General features: G+C 65.2%; 18 protein-coding genes and 1 tRNA gene. 11 read left to right on the forward strand and 8 right to left on the reverse strand.

The genetic code is table 11. The features are described from left to right. Positions 1–157: 157 nt before the first annotated feature. Positions 158–250 (reverse strand): hypothetical protein, encoded by a 93-nt coding sequence (locus tag BM083_RS24085; RefSeq protein WP_394327587.1) that lies wholly within the window; start codon positions 248–250, stop codon positions 158–160. Positions 251–359: 109 nt separating this feature from the next. On the opposite strand from BM083_RS24085, the gene rimI reads away from it, so the two are divergent. From rimI to BM083_RS00415, 7 genes are all read left to right on the forward strand, one after another. Continuing rightward, complete coding sequence (gene rimI / locus BM083_RS00385; protein WP_049894248.1) at positions 360–875, forward strand: ribosomal protein S18-alanine N-acetyltransferase; 516 nt, start codon at positions 360–362, stop codon at positions 873–875. Positions 876–918: 43 nt separating this feature from the next. Beyond that, positions 919–1,362, forward strand: coding sequence for a DUF5810 domain-containing protein (locus tag BM083_RS23030; RefSeq protein ID WP_089864313.1), 444 nt, complete (start codon positions 919–921; stop codon positions 1,360–1,362). Positions 1,363–1,414: 52 nt separating this feature from the next. Further along, the gene (locus BM083_RS00395) at positions 1,415–1,837 is read left to right on the forward strand and encodes a DUF5809 family protein (protein WP_089864317.1); all 423 of its coding nucleotides are present in this window, start codon (positions 1,415–1,417) and stop codon (positions 1,835–1,837) included. Positions 1,838–2,004: 167 nt separating this feature from the next. Further along, the gene (locus BM083_RS00400; RefSeq protein ID WP_089864320.1) at positions 2,005–2,406 is read left to right on the forward strand and encodes a hypothetical protein; all 402 of its coding nucleotides are present in this window, start codon (positions 2,005–2,007) and stop codon (positions 2,404–2,406) included. Beyond that, entirely contained in the window at positions 2,403–2,972 is a 570-nt protein-coding gene (locus tag BM083_RS00405) for an NUDIX hydrolase (protein WP_089864323.1), read from the forward strand. The genes BM083_RS00400 and BM083_RS00405 overlap by 4 nt, the downstream gene beginning before the upstream one ends. Positions 2,973–3,026: 54 nt before the next feature. Next, the gene (locus tag BM083_RS00410) at positions 3,027–3,386 is read left to right on the forward strand and encodes a rhodanese-like domain-containing protein (RefSeq protein ID WP_009733143.1); all 360 of its coding nucleotides are present in this window, start codon (positions 3,027–3,029) and stop codon (positions 3,384–3,386) included. Positions 3,387–3,669: 283 nt separating this feature from the next. Then, positions 3,670–3,758, forward strand: a tRNA-Arg gene (locus tag BM083_RS00415). Between the two features lie 135 nt (positions 3,759–3,893). On the opposite strand, the gene BM083_RS00420 is transcribed toward BM083_RS00415, so the two are convergent. The 5 genes from BM083_RS00420 to BM083_RS00440 all read right to left on the reverse strand — a co-directional run bounded on the left by BM083_RS00420 (position 3,894) and on the right by BM083_RS00440 (position 10,719). Continuing rightward, the gene (locus BM083_RS00420) at positions 3,894–6,002 is read right to left on the reverse strand and encodes a CARDB domain-containing protein (protein WP_089864325.1); all 2,109 of its coding nucleotides are present in this window, start codon (positions 6,000–6,002) and stop codon (positions 3,894–3,896) included. Positions 6,003–6,124: 122 nt separating this feature from the next. Beyond that, positions 6,125–6,418: a stress response translation initiation inhibitor YciH gene (yciH, locus tag BM083_RS00425; protein WP_009733138.1), complete on the reverse strand. Its 294-nt coding sequence runs from the start codon at positions 6,416–6,418 to the stop codon at positions 6,125–6,127. A gap of 88 nt (positions 6,419–6,506) precedes the next feature. Next, positions 6,507–8,750, reverse strand: a complete 2,244-nt coding sequence (locus tag BM083_RS00430) for a transglutaminase TgpA family protein (RefSeq protein ID WP_089868237.1) — start codon at positions 8,748–8,750, stop codon at positions 6,507–6,509. Next, positions 8,747–9,754 (reverse strand): DUF58 domain-containing protein, encoded by a 1,008-nt coding sequence (locus tag BM083_RS00435; RefSeq protein ID WP_089864328.1) that lies wholly within the window; start codon positions 9,752–9,754, stop codon positions 8,747–8,749. The genes BM083_RS00430 and BM083_RS00435 overlap by 4 nt, the downstream gene beginning before the upstream one ends. Continuing rightward, positions 9,751–10,719, reverse strand: coding sequence for an AAA family ATPase (locus BM083_RS00440; protein ID WP_089864331.1), 969 nt, complete (start codon positions 10,717–10,719; stop codon positions 9,751–9,753). The genes BM083_RS00435 and BM083_RS00440 overlap by 4 nt, the downstream gene beginning before the upstream one ends. A gap of 308 nt (positions 10,720–11,027) precedes the next feature. Here BM083_RS00440 and mutS point away from each other — a divergent pair, with 308 nt between their 5' ends. Genes mutS through BM083_RS00455 form a run of 3 tightly spaced genes read left to right on the forward strand, consistent with a single transcriptional unit; the run spans position 11,028 to position 16,151 of the window. Then, a complete protein-coding gene (gene mutS / locus BM083_RS00445; protein WP_089864334.1) occupies positions 11,028–13,727 on the forward strand; it encodes a DNA mismatch repair protein MutS in 2,700 nt (899 codons plus the stop codon). Beyond that, positions 13,717–15,369: a DNA mismatch repair endonuclease MutL gene (mutL, locus tag BM083_RS00450; protein WP_089864336.1), complete on the forward strand. Its 1,653-nt coding sequence runs from the start codon at positions 13,717–13,719 to the stop codon at positions 15,367–15,369. The genes mutS and mutL overlap by 11 nt, the downstream gene beginning before the upstream one ends. A gap of 47 nt (positions 15,370–15,416) precedes the next feature. Further along, the gene (locus BM083_RS00455) at positions 15,417–16,151 is read left to right on the forward strand and encodes a PspA/IM30 family protein (RefSeq protein WP_089864340.1); all 735 of its coding nucleotides are present in this window, start codon (positions 15,417–15,419) and stop codon (positions 16,149–16,151) included. Here the strand turns inward: BM083_RS00455 and BM083_RS00460 are convergent, their stop codons facing one another. After that, the gene (locus BM083_RS00460; protein WP_089864343.1) at positions 16,152–16,433 is read right to left on the reverse strand and encodes a DUF7573 domain-containing protein; all 282 of its coding nucleotides are present in this window, start codon (positions 16,431–16,433) and stop codon (positions 16,152–16,154) included. A 189-nt stretch (positions 16,434–16,622) separates the two neighbouring features. Here BM083_RS00460 and BM083_RS00465 point away from each other — a divergent pair, with 189 nt between their 5' ends. Then, on the forward strand, positions 16,623–16,916 hold the full coding sequence (locus BM083_RS00465; protein ID WP_049894242.1) for a PadR family transcriptional regulator: 294 nt from the start codon (positions 16,623–16,625) through the stop codon (positions 16,914–16,916). Between the two features lie 10 nt (positions 16,917–16,926). Here the strand turns inward: BM083_RS00465 and BM083_RS00470 are convergent, their stop codons facing one another. Continuing rightward, entirely contained in the window at positions 16,927–18,147 is a 1,221-nt protein-coding gene (locus tag BM083_RS00470; protein WP_089864345.1) for an MFS transporter, read from the reverse strand. Positions 18,148–18,199 lie beyond the last annotated feature (52 nt).

Here is an 18,199-nt window from a genome sequence, read left to right on the forward strand (position 1 = left end):
CCGTTCGTAGTTTGCGCTCTCGGGACTCTCTCAATCGTCTGCTGGCCGCCCGCGACGAAGCTGCGACAGATTGAGGTCTGTCGAAGCGGCGTGTCGACGGCGTCGGCCTCCGTCTCCGAGGAGCGGTCGTGACCCTCTGCAACGACGACACCGTCCGTCACCTTCCGGCGGCGATGTGCCAGCGAGAAATCGCCGTCTCGTACTCGTGGAGGACGTCGCGTACCCGAGCGCGGAGTTCGTCGTCGGCGATAGGGACGTCGAGTCGTACTCACGCAATTCTACGGGCCGGTGGAGAGTAGCGCCACCTCCCCTGGAGACTGGCCGGACGGCTTTTAGCGGTGAAGTGCCAACGTCGGGCCGTGACGACCCCTCCCGCGGGTAGCCAGCCACTCTCCCTCCGGCAGGTCGAGCGCGCGGACCTGCTGGACGTCTTTCGCATCGAGAAGCAGTGCTTCTCCCAACCGTGGCCCTACGCTGCTTTCGAGCAGTTTCTCGGCGAATCGGGGTTCATGCTCGCCGAACGCGACGATGTCGTCGTCGGCTACGTCGTCGCCGACGTCATTCCGAACTACGGCCGCGACATCGGCCACATCAAGGACCTCGCGGTCCGCCCCGAGTCTCGTGGACAGGGAGTCGGCCGTTCCCTCCTCGAACGGGCGCTCACCACGCTCTTCGTCGACAGCACGGCGCTCGTCAAACTCGAAGTGCGTGAGAGCAACGACCCGGCGCTCGACCTCTATCGCGACGTGGGGTTCGAACCGATGCGTCGCGTCCCTCGCTACTACGACGACGGCGAGGCGGCGCTCGTGATGGTGCTGGACCTCGACGGCTGGGCGACTGGCGACCCCGCCAGTCCGGACATCGACGACGAGTAGCGGAGAGTAGTGCCCTTTTGTCCATCGACGCCGAACGGGCGGTATGGGATACGCCTGTCCGGTCTGTGACGTGCCACAGCGCGACGGAAAGCATCTCGCGAACCATCTGGCGTTCACCGCCTTGCTCCGCCACGAGGACCACGAGACGTGGCTGGACGACCACGTCGACGACTGGAGCGAGATGAACGCCCCCGAACTCGCCGACCACGTCGTCGACCACGCCGACGAACACGACTTCGAGTCTGTCTTCGAGGACACGACCGACGACCACGACCACGCTCACGAACACGCCGGACACGGAGGCGGGGGAAGTCCGGCCATCCGACAGGAGGGAAACCTCGACGGCGAGGCCCAGCAGGTCCTCCGCGAAGCGCAGGAACTCACCCAACAGATGATGGAGGGCGACGGCGAGGACGCCGACGAGTCGACGCCGAGCGACGACGTTGCAGTCGACGACACCGACGACACCGACGACGCCGAGGAGTAGCCCGAACCGAGAGACGGAAAGGTGTAAGCGTCGGGCGAGCGATGCCACGAACATGGAGACCGAAGGCGTCTACGCACCCGAGACGGTCGACGAGGCGAGCGCCGCCTACGAGGACGCTGGCCCGGCCGCACAGGTCGTCGTCCGCGAGACGGTGAAGGCGATGGCGTTCGACCGCGAGGAGTACCGCGAACGCGTGACGAGCGACGTCGTCGAGACGGCTCGCGATGCGCTGTTCGCCTCGCTTCTGGAAGTCTCGGTCGGCACACGCGCCGAGTTCGACGAGTGGTGTGAAGAGCACTCCGAGTACGAGGTCCACGAGACGGGAAGCGAGAACGTCGACAGCGTCGTCTGGCACGCCGCACCGTTTTCGGAGACTGCAGTCGCGGCGACGTACCAGAACGAGCGCGACGCCGCCGTGGGAACGCTCCGCCGGCAGGCGTTCGGACGGATTTATCGGCCCGTGTTCGAGGAGTGAGGTATCCACCTGCGGTCTTTTCTCGGACGTCGAGTAGTCGGGCTATGGCTGCGCAGTAGTCTGCTGTCGGAGCCGTCTCGTTCACCGTGCTGTACCACCGCCACCGCACAGACCCAGTGTTACTCGCGGGTCGAAACCACCATACGACTCGCTTCCTTACCTCCTCTGTGCGCCGCGTAACCCGCAACTTCCTCGTCGGTGTCGGCCTCGTCGTCGTCGCTCTCCTCGCACTCGGGGCGCTCCCGAGTTACCTTGGAACCGGTGACCCGTACTACCTGACCGCCGAGACGACGAACGTGACGGACTCAGCGAACTCGACGGTCGAAGCTGTCGACGTCAGCAACGTCTCGGCACGGCGCTACCCCTACTTGCTCGGAGCACTCGAAGACGGACAGTCGGACGGCTACCAGAAGGGGCCGTTCGGTCTGAAGACGGCGTTCACACACTCACCGTTCGACGAGTACGACTCGCTCGTGGTGCAGAACCCCGACGCGAGGGTGGACGATGAAGATGCCGTCCTCGTGGAGTATAAGGGCCAGCGCTACCGTGTGAGAGTCGTCCAACCATGAGCAGACATCCCGACGGCCGCCGACACGAATCGCTCTCCGACCCCGAATGGCCCGTCATCGACTCAGAAGTCGAGTACGAGACGGAGTGGTTCACCGGCGGCTACGACCTCGTCGAACAACCCGACGGCGGTCAGAAGAAGTACTACTGGGCCGAACTCGCCACCGCCGTCGTCGTCGTCGCCGTCACCGACGGCCAGGTGCTCTTCGTCGAACAGTACCGACCGACCATCCGCGAGACGCAACTCGAACTCCCCGCCGGTATCGTCGAGGGCGGTGAGTCCTTCACCACCGCCGCCGCTCGCGAACTCGAAGAAGAGACCGGGTTCGAACCGACGAGCACCTCGCTGATTCAGGACTTCTGGTGCTCCACTGGCCTGCTTCGGCACCGTCGCGGGTTCGTCTTCGCGGAGGGTCTCGAACTCGGCGAGCGCCAACTCGACTCCAACGAGTTCCTCACGCCGAAGGCGATTCCCGTCGACGACGCACTCGACGTCGCCCGCGAGTCGCCGACCAACGACGCGACGGTCGAAGGCATCCTCCTCGCACGCGACGAGGGGTTGCTGTAGGCGGGACGTCGAGACAGACGAGTCACTTATCCTCCTCGGTCGTTTGGTCACACTATGGACGGCGAAATCTCCACTGCGGAGGTCGAAGCACTCCTCGACAGCGACACACCACCCCGCATCGTCGACATCCGACAACCGGTCTCGTTCTCCAGAGGACACATCCCCGGCAGCGAGAACATCCCGTTCAACGAACTGCCGAGCAAGGTCGCCTCGTTGGAGGGCGCAGACCGTATCGTCACCGTCTGCCCGCACGGACAGGCCAGCGTGCAGGCCGCCCGCCTCATCAAGTCCTACGAGGGGACGGGCGACGCCCGCGTCGAGAGCATGGCCGGCGGCCTCGACGCGTGGGAAGGTGACCTCGAAGCCGACGTGGAAGAAGCGACGGCCGACGAAGGTCCCGACGCCCCGTTCTGAGACGTTCGGCGCGCTCTTCTATCGTTGACTACTCGTCACGCTTAGCGAAACTCGTCGTACTTTTCGACGTCACGAGTTTACTACCTCTCGAAATCGACGTGCCGAACTCAGCGCGCATCTACAGCAAAGTGGCAATCAGATATGTAAATATTATTATAACGATTAAAGACATATCATGAATAACTATCGTTGAAGTGCGGGATATGAAGCCCCTAACTAGAAATATCCTCAATATACTTACTACGGCCCCAGCCAATGTAGGTAATAGTGGACGACTCCACATGAAAGGGTCGCTCAGTCTGGCCAGAGCGCCCACCATCGTGGTGGGTGGCCTGAAATATGGCTACGGTGGTTCAAATCCACCCCCTTTCGTTCATCTTTTCTGGGCTACTAAGACACATAGTCCCTAACTACGTTAGTGATACAGTCACCCTCTATATTCAGCAAGCCCATTCTGACGACGCGGATAGATAACCGAGACGACTGTCCCAACCCTTCTGCTCAACCCTACTTCTTTCGCATCTTCGCTGCCCGCACCCCACAAACGGCGAGCACACCCACGACGACCAGTGCACACAGCGCCACGAGCGGCCCGAACCCCGGCGTCGTCGTCGACGTCTGCTCGTCACTCGATTCGGTCGCCGTCCCCGCCGCTTTTGCGGGGACGACGTCGACGAGTACCGTCGTCGAACCCCCCGCCCCGAGTCGGTGTGTGCCCGTCGTCGTTGGCGTGACCGTCGCCGACACCGTCGTCTCCTCGCCAGCGTCGAGCACCACCTCCTCGCGGGCGACGACGTCGCCGTCGAGTGTGAACTCGACTGTCCGTACACCTGGTCGCGACTCGGCGTTTTCGACCGTCGCCGTCACGGCGATTGGGTCGCCCGCGGCCACGCGGACTGGTGTCGCCGAGAGACTCGTGACCGACAACTGCGCCGGAGAGCGGACGAAGACGGTGAACTCCTCCCCGTCGACACTGAGGACGTAGGTCCCCGGCGTCTCGAACGTCCGCGTGAGCGTCTCGATGGTCGACTCACCCGAGTCGAGCCGACCGGTGAACTGCTCGATGGTATCGTTTTCGTCCGTCCGGACGACCACGTCGTACTGCCCCGGCGCGCCGCCATCGTTCGTCACTCGGACAGGGAGTTCGAGCGTCTCGTTCGTCACGAGGACGATACCGCCCAGTTCGGTGTCGGTCGTAGTTCGGTACGGTCCGCTCACGCGTGTCGGTGTCGCCTCGCTGATACTGAATCGGCTATCGAAGTGCGCGGGAAACGACCCGAACGCCTCGACGTGTTCCGCACGCGTCCACGTCGACGGTGCGTCCGTCGTCGTCGCGTACGCCTCGCCGTCGGTCGCGACCGACCCGTTGCCTGCGTCGGCGACGAACGTCCAGAACGCTTCGGCGGTGAGCGTCCCCTCGTGGTCGTTCATCTCGGTGAACACCGTCTCGAACGAGGCGTCGCCGTCCGAGGCGGCCCTGATACGGTAGTCGAGCGACCCGACGACGAGTCCGCCCTTGTGGTAGTGGCCCTGTCGCCCCCACGTCGACGGGTTCGAGAGCACCGTCTCCGCGTAGGGAGGTCTGGACCCGACGGCGAGCCACGACGCGAACTCGTCGTAGCCGATGTGGCCCTGTTGGAGCGTGAGCAGCGCGGCGTAGTACGTTGCGCTCCCTTCGGTCACCCAGCGCACCTCTCTCGTCGGCTGGTAGGACTGTCGACTGTGAACGTACTCGTGAAGCCAGACGTTGTTCGGTGTCGCCAGCGGTTCGCTCGCTTGCACCCAGATATCCGATTCGCCGGTGTGGAGCCCGCGAACACCCCACTCGACGCCGTCCGTTGGGGCGGCGATGACGAGCACTCGGTCGTCACGAGCGCCGACGCGAAGCCGTTCGGACGCGTCGGCGTAACTGTCGAGAATCGCCGACGGTTCGACCGCCAACTCGGCGGCGTCGGGGACGACGAGTCGGAACTGCTGGCCGTTCGATTTCCGTCGGTGGTCGGTGTACTCGCCGAGGAAGACGAGTTGCTCGCCGACGACACCGTCGCCGTCGACGGCCGTCGACTGCGTGAGTTCGACCTCGCTTCCGTGCCACGTCCAGCGCGTCCCGGTCGAGGGACGGCGAAAGAGCGCCCACGGCCCGGTGTCGGCAAAGAGCGTGGTTCCGTCGCTGGCGAGTGGGAGTCGGCCGGCCGTCGTCTCGTTTACCGCGAGACGATAGGTGAGCGACGGTTCGTCGGTACTCTCCGTCCACGTGTAGCGGTCTCCCGTCGAGGGGTCGAACCCGTCTGTCGAGACGACCGTCGCGTTCGACGGAACCCGTGTCTCGACGTCGACGACGCGACTCGGTACGTCGTAGTCGAGCGTCACGAGAACCTCTCCAGGTCGTGTGGGCGTGAGGTGGAACGTCGTCGTCTGGGCGAGACTGTCGGTCGCTGCCGCGGCGTCTGTCGACACCAGCGCGTTCCGACCGTCGTCTCCTGCGTCTCCGGCGTCGACTGTGGTCGACGCACTCGCCGCTGTGCTCGTCGCCGACGGTGTACTGCCGGCGACCGGTACGACGGCACCTGTCAGTACCGAGAGCGTGAGCAGGAGGGCGACGACGGCACGAACCATGTACGTAGTCGACGTTAGCCCGGTCGGCTAATGACCGTTTTCCTCGGAGAGAGCGCCGCCGCTCGGGAGTCGTGGTACGTCTCAAAAAACACTAAACTCGACGTGCCGATGCTACAGAACGGTCAGGCGACGTTGAAGCCCTTGTCGCGGAGGAAGTCCTCCACGCGGCCAGTGTGGTTCCCTTGGAGTTCGATAGAGCCGTCCTCGACCGTCCCCCCACAGGCGAATTTCGATTTCAGGTCCGAAGAGAGACTGTCCATATCGACGTCTTTCGGGTCGAACCCTTCGATAATCGTTACCTCTTTTCCGTAGCGGCGCTCGTCGATGCGGATGCTGATCTCCTGGGACTCTTTTGCGACGTCTTCGCAGACGCAGAGTTCCTGGGGCAGCCCACACGTCGAGCAGACTTCCGACATTACAATTCCACTCTACACGATGGGGATATTAAACAGTATCGGGACCTCGCACGGCCCTGGAAAACCGGTTTACGGGGACTATTCGGCTTCAGTTGCGGATTCTGCCGATGACCGGAATCTCCTCTCGAACGAGGGTGTCGACGAGCGCGATTGCACGGTCCGCTTCGTCCCGACTCACGCCCGGGCCGTAGTGGGCACGCTCGTAGAGTTCGCCGACCTCCGTCGCTCGCTCGTCGAGACCGACCTTCGAGAGTGCCGTCAGGTAGCTTCGGGGCGTCTCCCGTGGACGACGTGGCCGATACCGCCGTTCGAGAAGGTACTCTAATCGACCGAACGCTCGTTCCGTGTCGGCCGTCGGGTCCTGTCGCGCCCCTTGGTAGTACATCCACACGAAGCGTGTCGCCCGCGACGTCATCCCGGTTCGGCGTGCACCCGCGGCGAGACCGACCATCAGCGCCAGTCCGACACCGAGCGTCTCACGCGACGGCAACGAGGGCAGGCCGCCGCTCGTGTCGTCGCTCGTCGTCACGCTGAGTTCGCCCGTCTCTCCCGGCCCGTTCGCTCCAAGGGCCTCTTGGCTGAGAATGCGGTTCGGGTCGACCGACGAGCGGTTCGACGTCGACTGGTTCGTCGTGTTGTCGGTCGGCGTCTCCGGTTCGGGCGTCTCCGTCTCCGTCGTGTTCGGCTCCGTCGTCGACGACTCGGGGTTCGTCTCCTCGGTGTCGACGCCCGCTTCTTCGCTCTGACGGGCCTCCTGCAGACGGGCCCCTTCGGCGGTCTGTCGTGGGCCGGAGGGTGTCGGGTCGAAGTCGACCCACCCGACGTCCGGGAAGTAGACCTGCACCCACGCGTGAGAGTCTAACCCGCGAACGACGTACTTGTCGTCTGCGACCTGCTGACCGGTCGTGTACCCGCTGACGAACCGCGCCGGGACGCCCTGCGAGCGCAGCATCACGACCATCGTCGTGGCGTAGTAGGTACAGTAGCCGGCGTCCATCTCGAAGAGGAACGTGTCGGCAATCTCGCCGTCCGGTTCCTGCACCGTCAGCGAGTACTCCTTGTTGGCTTCGAGATACTGCTCGATGGCGCGTGCTTTGTCGTGGGCGTTCGTCTCGTTGCCAGCGACTTCCGCGGCCTTCTCGCGGACGCGGTCGGAGGTGGTCTCGGGCAGTTGGAGATAGTTCTCCGAGACGCGCGTCGGGTAGTCCGTCCCCGAGCGACGAAGCTGTTCGCGGGTGTACTGCGGCATCTCCGAACGGACGCGGTAGCTCTCGTTCACCCCGACCGACTCCGTAGAGACGATGTTCCCTTGGTGGGTGACGCGAAGCGTCGACTCGTCGAGACCCGTCACTCTGACCGGTTTCCACGCCGCCGGGAGGTTCGATATCGACGTCTTCGCCTTCACGTTCTGGACGACGGTCCGAGAACTCCCCGGCGGGCCGTCGAGTCGCCCCGAGAACGTCTCGTCTTCGCCCGTTCGTACCCAGTCTCCCCCGGTGTAGCGGTCGAACGACCTGACCTGCCAGTACTCCGGCGAGTCGCTTCTGACCTCGAAACGGACCTTCGGCGACAGGCGGATACTCCCGAGGATGGTCACGCGGTCGCTCGACGAGACGAGACTGGACTCGACAGTCGGCGCACCGCGGTTCTCGAGCAACGGTTGGGCCGCCCCACCCGGCACTATCGAGAGCGTCGCCGAGAAGACGACCATCGCCGCCAACACGACGGCGAGGGTGTCGAGTTGCGCGGTCCACGCGCCTCGGGTCGAGAGCGTGTCGAGTCCGATTGCGGCCGCCGCGCCGACGACGCCGAGCAGCGTCGTCGCCGCGCCCGCGTCGCCGGTCAGTACGAAGAACCCGAGTGCGCCGCCACCGACGACAACGGACCAGACGTACTCGCGGCGAACGGCGAGATACCACGAGAGGAACACCGGGCCGGGAGCGATAGCGAGCGCCCACGCTCCGGCTTTCGTCAGACGGAGCACCGAGAGCCCTGTCAGGAGCGCGATGGTGTCGGAGACGACACGGCCGACGGTGAACAGCGCTCGGTTGCTCTCGGGGACCGAGAAGAAGTACGCGGCCAACCCGCCGACGAGGATGAGTGCGCTGAGGACGAGCGCACTCCGGATGCGGAGGAACCGGCCGAGTAGCGTCGCCAGTGCCAGCGTCGCCCCGACGACGAGGAGTAGTGTCGTGCTCCCGCGGACGACGTTGGTGACGTGATAGAGTACGCTCAGATACGAGAGCGTCAAGATAGCCACGCCGAGGAGCGCCGGATGACGCAAGTCGAACTGCGTCGACCGACTGGATTCGCGAGTCTCGGATGTCGTCACGCGACCACACCTCCCGTCGACCACCCGTCGACCAGTCGCGACTCGCGGCCGCGTAGGTCCTCGAACGGAACGCGACGGTCGCCGATACGGAGTTCCACGCCGGCGTCACGCGCGTCGACGACGACGTCTGCTTCATCCGTCGGCACCGGTCCGTCGGTGACCCGTGCGCAGTGTTCGAGGAGTTGCATTCGGCCGACTCGGTCGGTGTCGGCGTCGACACGACCGTTCGGCAGCAACAGCGTTACCGGGATGTCCGCGTCGTGGAGCGCGAGTGCCACACTCGCGGTTGCCTCTGCCAACTGGTCTGCACCGGCCGCATCGCCTCCGCCAGCCACCGTCACGCTCGTCACGTCGTGGTCGGCGGCGAACTCTTGGACGATGAGGTCGTCACGCTTGGCGCTGGACTTCCAGTGGACGTCGCGGAGGGCATCGCCGCGAACGTACTCGCGGAGGCTGTCGAACTCGGCGCGCTCGTCGGTCCGGTCCGTCTCACGGAGGGCGACCAAGTCTTGCTGCGCCCATCCGTCGAGGCCGTAGACTCGTGGATACACCAGAATCGAATCCTGCCCCGAGCAGTGGAGGTCGGTCTCGAACAGGCCGAAGATGTCGCGAGCGACGACGTGGGTCGGGCCGAGTCGCCGTTCACCTCGGTGGTCGTACGTTACCTCGTAGCGAATCGAATCGTCGCCGACAGTCGCTGTGACCGCGTCCGTCCCACTCGTGAGTCCGTCGTCGATGTCGTCGGTGACGGTGCCGACGAACGGTCGTTTCACGTCGGGAAAGCGGAGCGCTACCTCGTGGGTCTTGCCGACGAAGTCGTCCCGGGGAACGGTTCGTTCGACGGTCGGCGGCGAGAGGCTTCGGACCTGCAGTGCGCCCGCTACGAGCGCGATGATGCCGGGGAGGACGACGGCGTCCAACGCCCGCGCACCGAACAGCCCTGCGAGGACGAATCCGGCGACACAGACGCCGACGAGCGCCATCCCGCGGCGGGTGAGCCTCATTCGACCGCGACGGCGTCGAGGGCGTCCTCGACGACCGCCCCTCCGGTCTGCGCCCCCGACTGCGTGACGATACGGTGGCTGAGGACGGTCGGTGCCTCCGTCTGGACGTCGTCGGGAACGACGTAGTCACGGTCGCTGAGCACTGCTCGCGCCTGTGCGGCGCGGAGGAGTGCGATGCTCCCACGCGGACTGACACCCAACTGGGCGTGGTTTCGGGTGTAGGCCGCGAGTCGGCTGACGTAGTTCCGAACCGGTTCGGCGACGTCGACGCCCGCGACGGTGGCGCGTGCCTGTCGGAGTTCTTCGACCGTCGCCACCGGTTCCAGCGACTCGATGGGATGTCGTCCGGCGACGCGGCCGAGGAGGTCGGTCTCGGCGGCTTCGTCGGGGTAGCCGAGTCTGAGTTTCTTCATGAACCGGTCGATTTCGGCGACCGGTAGGTCGTACGTTCGCCCCTGTTCGACGTCGTTCTGCGTGGCGACGACGGTGAAGGGGTCCGGCAGGTCGCGCGTCACGCCGTCGACGGTCACCTGCTGTTCTTCCATCGCTTCCAGTAAGGAGGACTGAGTCTTCGGCGGCGCGCGGTTTATCTCGTCGCCGAGGACGAGATTGGCGAAGACGGGACCGGGTTGGAACTCGAACTCGCGAGTCTGCTGGTTGAACACGTTCACGCCGGTCACGTCGGAGGGGAGGAGGTCGGGCGTGAACTGAACACGCTTGAAACTCCCGTCGACGGACTTCGCGATAGAGCGGGCGAGCATCGTCTTGCCGACGCCCGGCACGTCCTCTAAGAGGAGGTGTCCACGTGCGAGCATGGCGATGAGGATGTGTTCGATGGCGTCGTGGTGGCCGACGATGACCCGTTCGACGTTCTCGGTGATGCGCTCGCTCAACGCGGCGGCGTCGGATACGGGAAGTGCGGTACGGTCACTGACTTCGGCCTCGGTCGTCTCTGCGTCAGTCATTTGTATAGATAGGGGACCTGCCGAGCGCTGACTCGACAGTAGATTCGTCTCTCGTGCCGGACAGTCGTCTGACTGCGTGGTCCGTGCACACGATACACAGATTATCTTACTAATGGAAACCACCTAACTCTGCCGGGGGTTCGCACGCTCCACGCACGTGTCTGACACTGTGAGATTCGTTCTCGGCCGACTGTGCAGCTACGTCTAACGAAACGCGTGGGCGCCGTCGCCGTCGGCGAAGTACACCCACCCGCCGATTTCGACCCACATCCCGGGCGCTTAAGCCCGTTCGTCGCCCCCTTCCAGACATGACTTCGGTGACCGGCCCACCCGAGCAGATGGTCGCCGTCCGCGAGGACCTCACGCCGATGATGTCGCAGTATCTCGACCTCTGCGAGCAGTACGAAGAGTCGCTCGTGCTCTTCCAAGTCGGCGACTTCTACGAGGCGTTCTGCGACGCGGCGGAGGCCGTCGCGCGCATCTGCGAGATTACGCTCACTAAGCGCGAGGACTCGACAGGCACCTACGCGATGTCGGGCATCCCCATCGACAACGCCGCCTCCTACGTCGAACGCCTGCTGGATTCGGGTTACCGCGTCGCCATCGCCGACCAAGTGGAGGACGCCGAGGAGGCGTCGGGACTGGTCGACCGGGCGGTGACGCAGATAATCACACCGGGCACCATCGTCGACGACGAACTGCTCTCGGCGGGAACGACGAACTACGTGGCTTCGGTAGCCCGCGACGGTGACACGTTCTCGTTGGCTGCGGTGGACGTCTCCACCGGCGAGTGTCTCGTCACGAGCGCCAAACTGGATAGAGTCGTCGAAGAACTGGAACGCGTCGCCCCCGCGGAACTGCTCTTCGCCCCCGACGTCGACGCGAGCGAGTTCGACCTCGACACCGTCGCGGGCGACGCGATGGTGACCGACTTCGACGCCGACGCTTTCGGCCACGACGCGGCCCGCGAGACGCTCTCGGGGTACGTCCCCTCACCCGAAGCCGTCGTCGCCAACGACGCCGAACTCTCTGCCTGCGGCGGTCTCTTGGCTTATGCCGAGTACACGCAGGGCGGCGACCGACTCGACTACGTCTCGCGGGTCACGCGCTACGACCCGCGGGAGTCGCTTCGTCTCGATGCCACTGCCCTCAGAAGCCTCGAACTGTTCGAGACGCGCGGCGCGAGTTCGGGTCACGCGCTCGTCGACGTGCTCGACGAGACTTCCTGTGCGCTCGGCCGTCGGGAGTTGACAGGATGGCTCAGACGACCGCTCGTCGACCGCGAGCGTATCGAAGCCCGACACGACGCCGTCGCCGAGTTCGCCGAGCACGCCCTCGTCCGCGAGGCGGTTCGCGACCTGCTGACCGACGTCTACGACGTGGAGCGACTCATCGCTCGCGTCTCCCGTGGCCGGGCGAACGCCCGTGACCTGCGTTCACTGAAGACGACGCTCGACGTCGTGCCCGAGGTCAAATCCGAACTCGCCGACGCGGAGTGTGCGAAGCTCCGAGACCTCCACGGCGCGCTGGACGAACTGGCCGACGTGCGTGACCTCATCGACCGGGCCATCGCCACCGACCCGCCCATCGAGATTACGGAGGGTGGTGTCGTCCGCGAGGGGTTCGACGACGAACTGGACGACTTGCGGGCGACGGAGCGAGCAGGTCGCGAGTGGGTCGCGGACCTCGAAGCGAGCGAGAAGGAGCGGACGGGCATCGACTCGCTCGACGTGGGGCACAATCAGGTCCACGGTTACTACATCGAGGTGACGAACCCCAACCTCGACAGGGTGCCCGACGACTACCAGCGCCGACAGACGCTGAAGAACTCCGAGCGGTTCTACACACCGGAACTGAAACAGCGAGAGGACGAAATCTTCGGGGCGGCCGAACGCGCCGACAAACTGGAGTACGAACTGTTCACCGAGGTTCGGAGCACCATCGCCGCCGAGTCCGAACGAGTGCAGGCGCTCGCGGCGGCACTCGCCGAGTTGGACGTCCTCGCCACACTCGCGGCCGTCGCCGTCGACAACGACTACGTCCGGCCGACGTTCCACGAGGCGGGTGAACGGGGCATCGACATCGACGGCGGCCGCCATCCGGTCGTCGAGCGGACCCAACCGAACTTCGTCCCGAACGACACGCGACTCGGCGGCGACGAGGGGAGTATCGCCATCATCACCGGTCCGAACATGTCGGGCAAGTCGACCTACATGCGACAGGTCGCGCTGGTCGTCGTGCTCGCCCAGATGGGGAGTTTCGTCCCCGCCGACTCTGCTCACCTCCCTCTCGTCGACCGAGTGTTCACCCGCGTGGGTGCCAGCGACGACATCGCGGGCGGCCAGTCGACGTTCATGCGCGAGATGGCCGAACTGACCGACATCCTCCACGGTGCGACCGAAGACTCGCTCGTCCTCTTGGACGAGGTGGGGCGCGGTACGTCGACTGCCGACGGCCAGGCCATCGCCCGTGCGACGACCGAGTTCGTCGACGACGACGTCGGCGCGTACACGCTCTTTGCGACCCACTATCACGAACTCACGGCCGTCGCCGACGAACGCGACGGCGTGTTCAACCTGCACTTCACGGCGACGAGAACGGGCGACGACGTGACGTTTCTCCACCGCGTCGAGCGGGGGGCGTCCTCCTCGTCCTACGGTGTCGAAGTCGCCCGGATGGCGGGCGTTCCAGAGCGAGTCGTCACCCGGTCGCAGGAACTGGTCGACGCCGACGGCGCTGACGTCTCCGACTCGCCGTCCGCTGGCGAGTACCGCTCGAACGGACGTCGCGAACCGACGCAGACCACGCTGACGAACGGCGCTGGTGCAGTCGAAACCGAGACGGGCGAGTCGACGAGTTCGACGGACTCGACGACCGAACGCGACGACGCACTCGCGGCCGTCGCCAGCGAACTCGACGCCGTCGATATCGCCCAGACGACGCCGTTGGAGGCACTCACCCGACTGAACGACCTGAAGCGACTTCTCGAAGAGGACGATGCCCGTTAGACGCCTTCCCCCCGAGACGGTCGAACGCATCGCCGCGGGCGAGGTGGTCACCCGTCCAGCGAGCGTCGTGAAGGAACTCGTCGAGAACAGCCTCGACGCCGGCGCGACGAGCGTTACCGTCGACGTCGACGGCGACGGAACGGCGCGTCTCCGAGTTGCCGACGACGGTCACGGGATGAGCGAAGCGGACGCCGAACTCGCCGTCGACCACCACACGACGAGCAAACTCGCTGAGCACGACGGTATCGAACACGTCTCGACGCTCGGCTTCCGGGGCGAAGCCCTGCCGAGTATCGCCGCCGTCGCGACACTCGACGTGACGACGAACGACGGCGGGCCGCGAGGGACGCGTGTTCTCGTCGAGGGCGGCGAGACGACGGTGTCGCCCGCGGGTCGGGCGACGGGGACGACGGTCGAAGTCCGAAAGCTGTTCCACAACCGCCCCGCCCGCCACAAGTCGCTTTCGAACACCGAGTTCGCCCGTATCAGCGACGTCGTCTCGCGATACGCCCTACTTCGCCCGGACGTCCGCTTCAAACTCCGCCACGACGGCCGCGACGTGTTCTCGACGCCCGGGTCGGGCAACTACACCGACGCCGTCCTCGGCGTCTACGACCGGACCGTCGCCGGACAGAGCACGACGTTCGACCACGAGACGAGCGTCGCCATCGACGGGGTGGACCACTCGCTCCGCCTCGAAGGAGTGCTCGTCTACCCCTCGGTCACGCGCTCGCGGCGCGACCACGTCCACGTCGCGGTCAACGGCCGTACCGTCGGCAACGCGGGCCTGAAACGCGCCATCGTCTCGGGCTACGGGACGCTCCTCCCGAGCGGTCGCGAACCCATCGCCGTCGCCTCGGTGTCGTTACCACCCGAACTCGTCGACGCCAACGTCCACCCCTCGAAAGACGAGGTGGCGTTCGTCGACGGCGACGTCGTCGAATCTGCGGTCGAAGACGCGGTTCACGAGGCGCTGACGACGGCCGACTTACGACAGAGTGGCGAGGTGACGATGGACCTCGAGACGACGCTCGAACGCAGGGAGGAAGGCTCGTCGTTCGACGACGTGACCGTCATCGGCCAGTTCCGTGAACTCTATCTGCTCTGTGAGGCCGACGACGACCTGCTCGTGGTCGACCAGCACGCCGCCCACGAGCGCATCAACTACGAGCGCCTGCGGGCCGCACTCGCCGGGTCGGCCGTCGAGTCCGCGCTCGTCGACCCGCCGGAGACTGTCTCCCTCTCGCCAGCAGAGGCGGCCGTCGCCGACGACGAACGGGAGACGCTCACGCGACTCGGCTTCGAGTTCTCGCGTTTCGGCGGCGGGACGTATCGTCTCACGGGCCTGCCTGCGCCGCTCGGCCGCGTCGCCGACGTCTCTACCTTCCACGACGCTGTCGACGCACTCCGCGCGGGTGACGACCCGGACGACGCCCGCGACGAGTTGCTGAAGGACCTCGCGTGTCACCCGTCGCTGAAGGCGGGTGACGTGTTGGACCGTGAGATGGCCGCCGACCTGCTCGGCCGCCTCGGCGAGTGCGAGCAACCCTTCGCGTGCCCGCACGGACGGCCGACGGTGCTCTCCATCGAGGAGCAGACGTTCGCGACGGGGTTCGGCCGCGGCGGAACCCGTCTCGACTAGTTTCGCGCCGGACAACTGCTAAGTTCTGTGGCGAGTATCTTCTCCTCATGGGTCTCACCGACCGGACCTCCGACCTGTTGAACACCCGCGTGAACGCCCTCCTCGACCGTCTCGAAGACGAAGGGGAGAGCGCCGACTACGCCGTCGAACGCCTCCGCGACGAACTCAAACGCGTCAAAGAGGCCATCCTCGACCTCGTGACCGAGAAGAAACGACTGGAGCAGCGTCGCGACCGACTGCAGGAGACGGTCGAAGAGCGAAACGAGCAGGCACGGGAAGCCGTCGCCGCCGGCCGCGAGGACCTCGCTCGCGAGGTGCTCAGGAAGAAACAGCGCGACTTGAACGACTTGGAGAACCTCGACGAACAGATCACCGAACTCGCCGACGCCCAAGAGGAACTCATCGAACGGAGCGAGGAGTTAGAGCGTCGCGTCGACCACTACCGCGCCGAACGCGCCCGAACGGCGGCCCGCGAGACGGCCGCTCGCGCCGACCTCGCGGCCAGGGGTGGCGTCGGCAGTGACGCCGGGCGATACGCCGGGGACGCCGCAGACGACATCGACGAACGCGAGGCCCGCGCCGCCGCACTCGAAGAACTGGAGGAGCGCGGCGTCTTCGACGACGAAGACGAGGACCTCGACGCCGAACTCGCGAAGATGCGAACGGACGACGAAGTCGAAGACGAACTCTCGACGATTCGCAAAGAGATGGGCAAAGAGGAGCGGAAGACTGCGGTCACGCGGCGTGACGAGAACGAAGACGACGTCGACGACTCGGAGTAGCTACCACTCCTTGCAGTCGGCACAGACGAACTGCCCGTCGTCGTGCCAGCGCTTCTGGACGGCCTCGTCACAGCCATCGCAGGCCGCGCCGTCGGGGTCGAAGCGGTAGGTAGGTGTCGCCGGTGCGACGGCGTCCGTCTCGACAGCGTCGTCAGTGTCGCTATCGTCGCCAGTGCCGGGTGCGTCTGGTTCGGCAGTGGCGACGTCGTCGGTCTCGTCTTCGTCTTCGTCGACGTCGACGCCACTTCCGGCGAAGTCGTCCAGCGACCGGTCTCTGCTCATGGTTCGACCTGTCGGTGAACCGGTTTAGCGGTGACGACTGTCACCTCGAGCGTCTCGGGACTCGTGTCGCTCTGCTATCTGCCGACTTAGTGACACCCAACAAGCACCTAACATGGTGAAACAGTGCTCAACGCAACGCAACAGTCGTATACGCTTCTACTGGTGGCGATACTTCACTCGAGACGAATGATGCAAGAGCTGACTGGATTTCAACGTGACATCCTCTACGTGATTGCTGGACTCGACGAACCCTACGGACTCGGGATAAAGCAGCGACTCGAAGAGTACTACGAACGCGACGTCAACAACGGCCGACTCTACCCGAACCTCGACACCCTCGTCGAGATGGGTCTCGTCGATAAGGGGACTCTCGACCGACGAACGAACTCCTATACACTCTCTGACAGTGGCTATCGCACACTGCAGCGCCGACACGAGTGGGAGGCCGAACAGGTCTCAATGCGTGCGAAGCACTCGGCGTGAGAGCCGAGAGCTAATCGCCCGTCGAATCGACCGTGCGAGTGGTGTCGGCGACTGTCCCGAGACGGGCCCACGCGACGAGAGCGACGACGAGTAACCCGACGATGGGAACGAGGAGCAGTCGCATCGCCACGGCGATGCCGGAACGCTCGATGACGAACCCCATCAGCGTCGGCACACCGGCGATACCGCACGACGAGACGACCAAGGCGAGGGCGTTTATCGGCGCACTGTGTGTCGGCGCACTCTCCGTCGCGTACGCCAACAGGGTCGGGTACAACCCCGAGAGACCGACGCCGATACAGAACACGCCGACCAGCACGCCGAGTCCAGCCGCGAAGACGAACGTGTAGACGGCCCCCACGAGACAGAGACTCCCCAGTCCGAACACGAGTGGGAGGTAGCCGAACCGCTCCGAGAGCGATCCGGCGGCGAACCGCCCGGGGATGTAGGCGACCAGGAGGATGCTCAACGAGACAGTCACGAGCGACGCGGGCACTCGGCCGTCGGCGTACGTCGTGAGCCACGTGAACAGTCCACCCTCGACACCGGTCGAGAACAGGATGCCGGCCGCCATCACCATCACGGCGGGGTTCTGTACGATTCGGCGCACCCCTGCGAGCGTCAGTGGGTCGTCACCGCTCTCGACGGAGGGACTCGGCAGGAACCAGATGAGTGCGACGAGCGGAAGAAACGACGCAGCGAGCGCGTAGTAAGCCAGTCGCCAGTTTTCCATCCAGAGTGCCACAGTCACGACGAGCGGTCCGAGCGTCGCCCCGACGGCCCACATCATGTCGTAGTAGCCGAACAGTTGCCCGCGTCGCCGTGGGTACAGATGGCTCAACAGCGGCCTGTCACTGCCACGTCCGATGCCGGCGAACGCGCCGCGGACGAGCAAGACGACGAGAAAGGCACCGAACGACGGAACCAGTCCCATGAGGAGCACACTGCCACCGGTACCGGCGACGCCGACCAAGAGGAGTTTACGTGTCTCCAACCGTCCAGCGACTGCACCGACGGCAGCGACGAACACCAGAAAGCCGACCGTCCCCGCGGGCGACACCAACCCGAGTTGCCACTGGGCCGTCCCGAACGTCGTTCGTAGGACAGGGATAATCGCCCCCTGCATCTGCAACGTGGCTCCCTCTAGCGCGACGAACGCGAAGACTGCCAGCGTCCACCATCGACGGCCATCGAACTCGCGTGTCGTCTCTTCGTCGGTGGCCGTCTCCATACGTCGCTCTCGCCGCACCGACGGAAAAATATTTTGTAGATAGTTGTATAAT

This window comes from Halogranum rubrum (assembly GCF_900114455.1).
GTDB lineage: Archaea > Halobacteriota > Halobacteria > Halobacteriales > Haloferacaceae > Halogranum > Halogranum rubrum.

Excerpts from the sequence above, each read along its gene's own strand:
- mutL (WP_089864336.1), top strand. The coding sequence starts at position 13,717 with ATGCCCGTTAGACGCCTTCCCCCCGAGACGGTCGAACGCATCGCCGCG.
- BM083_RS00460 (WP_089864343.1), bottom strand. The coding sequence starts at position 16,433 with ATGAGCAGAGACCGGTCGCTGGACGACTTCGCCGGAAGTGGCGTCGAC.
- yciH (WP_009733138.1), bottom strand. The coding sequence starts at position 6,418 with ATGTCGGAAGTCTGCTCGACGTGTGGGCTGCCCCAGGAACTCTGCGTC.
- BM083_RS00470 (WP_089864345.1), bottom strand. The coding sequence starts at position 18,147 with ATGGAGACGGCCACCGACGAAGAGACGACACGCGAGTTCGATGGCCGT.
- BM083_RS00410 (WP_009733143.1), top strand. The coding sequence starts at position 3,027 with ATGGACGGCGAAATCTCCACTGCGGAGGTCGAAGCACTCCTCGACAGC.
- BM083_RS00420 (WP_089864325.1), bottom strand. The coding sequence starts at position 6,002 with ATGGTTCGTGCCGTCGTCGCCCTCCTGCTCACGCTCTCGGTACTGACA.
- BM083_RS00405 (WP_089864323.1), top strand. The coding sequence starts at position 2,403 with ATGAGCAGACATCCCGACGGCCGCCGACACGAATCGCTCTCCGACCCC.
- BM083_RS00435 (WP_089864328.1), bottom strand. The coding sequence starts at position 9,754 with ATGAGGCTCACCCGCCGCGGGATGGCGCTCGTCGGCGTCTGTGTCGCC.
- BM083_RS23030 (WP_089864313.1), top strand. The coding sequence starts at position 919 with ATGGGATACGCCTGTCCGGTCTGTGACGTGCCACAGCGCGACGGAAAG.
- mutS (WP_089864334.1), top strand. The coding sequence starts at position 11,028 with ATGACTTCGGTGACCGGCCCACCCGAGCAGATGGTCGCCGTCCGCGAG.
- BM083_RS00395 (WP_089864317.1), top strand. The coding sequence starts at position 1,415 with ATGGAGACCGAAGGCGTCTACGCACCCGAGACGGTCGACGAGGCGAGC.
- BM083_RS00440 (WP_089864331.1), bottom strand. The coding sequence starts at position 10,719 with ATGACTGACGCAGAGACGACCGAGGCCGAAGTCAGTGACCGTACCGCA.
- BM083_RS00465 (WP_049894242.1), top strand. The coding sequence starts at position 16,623 with ATGCAAGAGCTGACTGGATTTCAACGTGACATCCTCTACGTGATTGCT.
- BM083_RS00455 (WP_089864340.1), top strand. The coding sequence starts at position 15,417 with ATGGGTCTCACCGACCGGACCTCCGACCTGTTGAACACCCGCGTGAAC.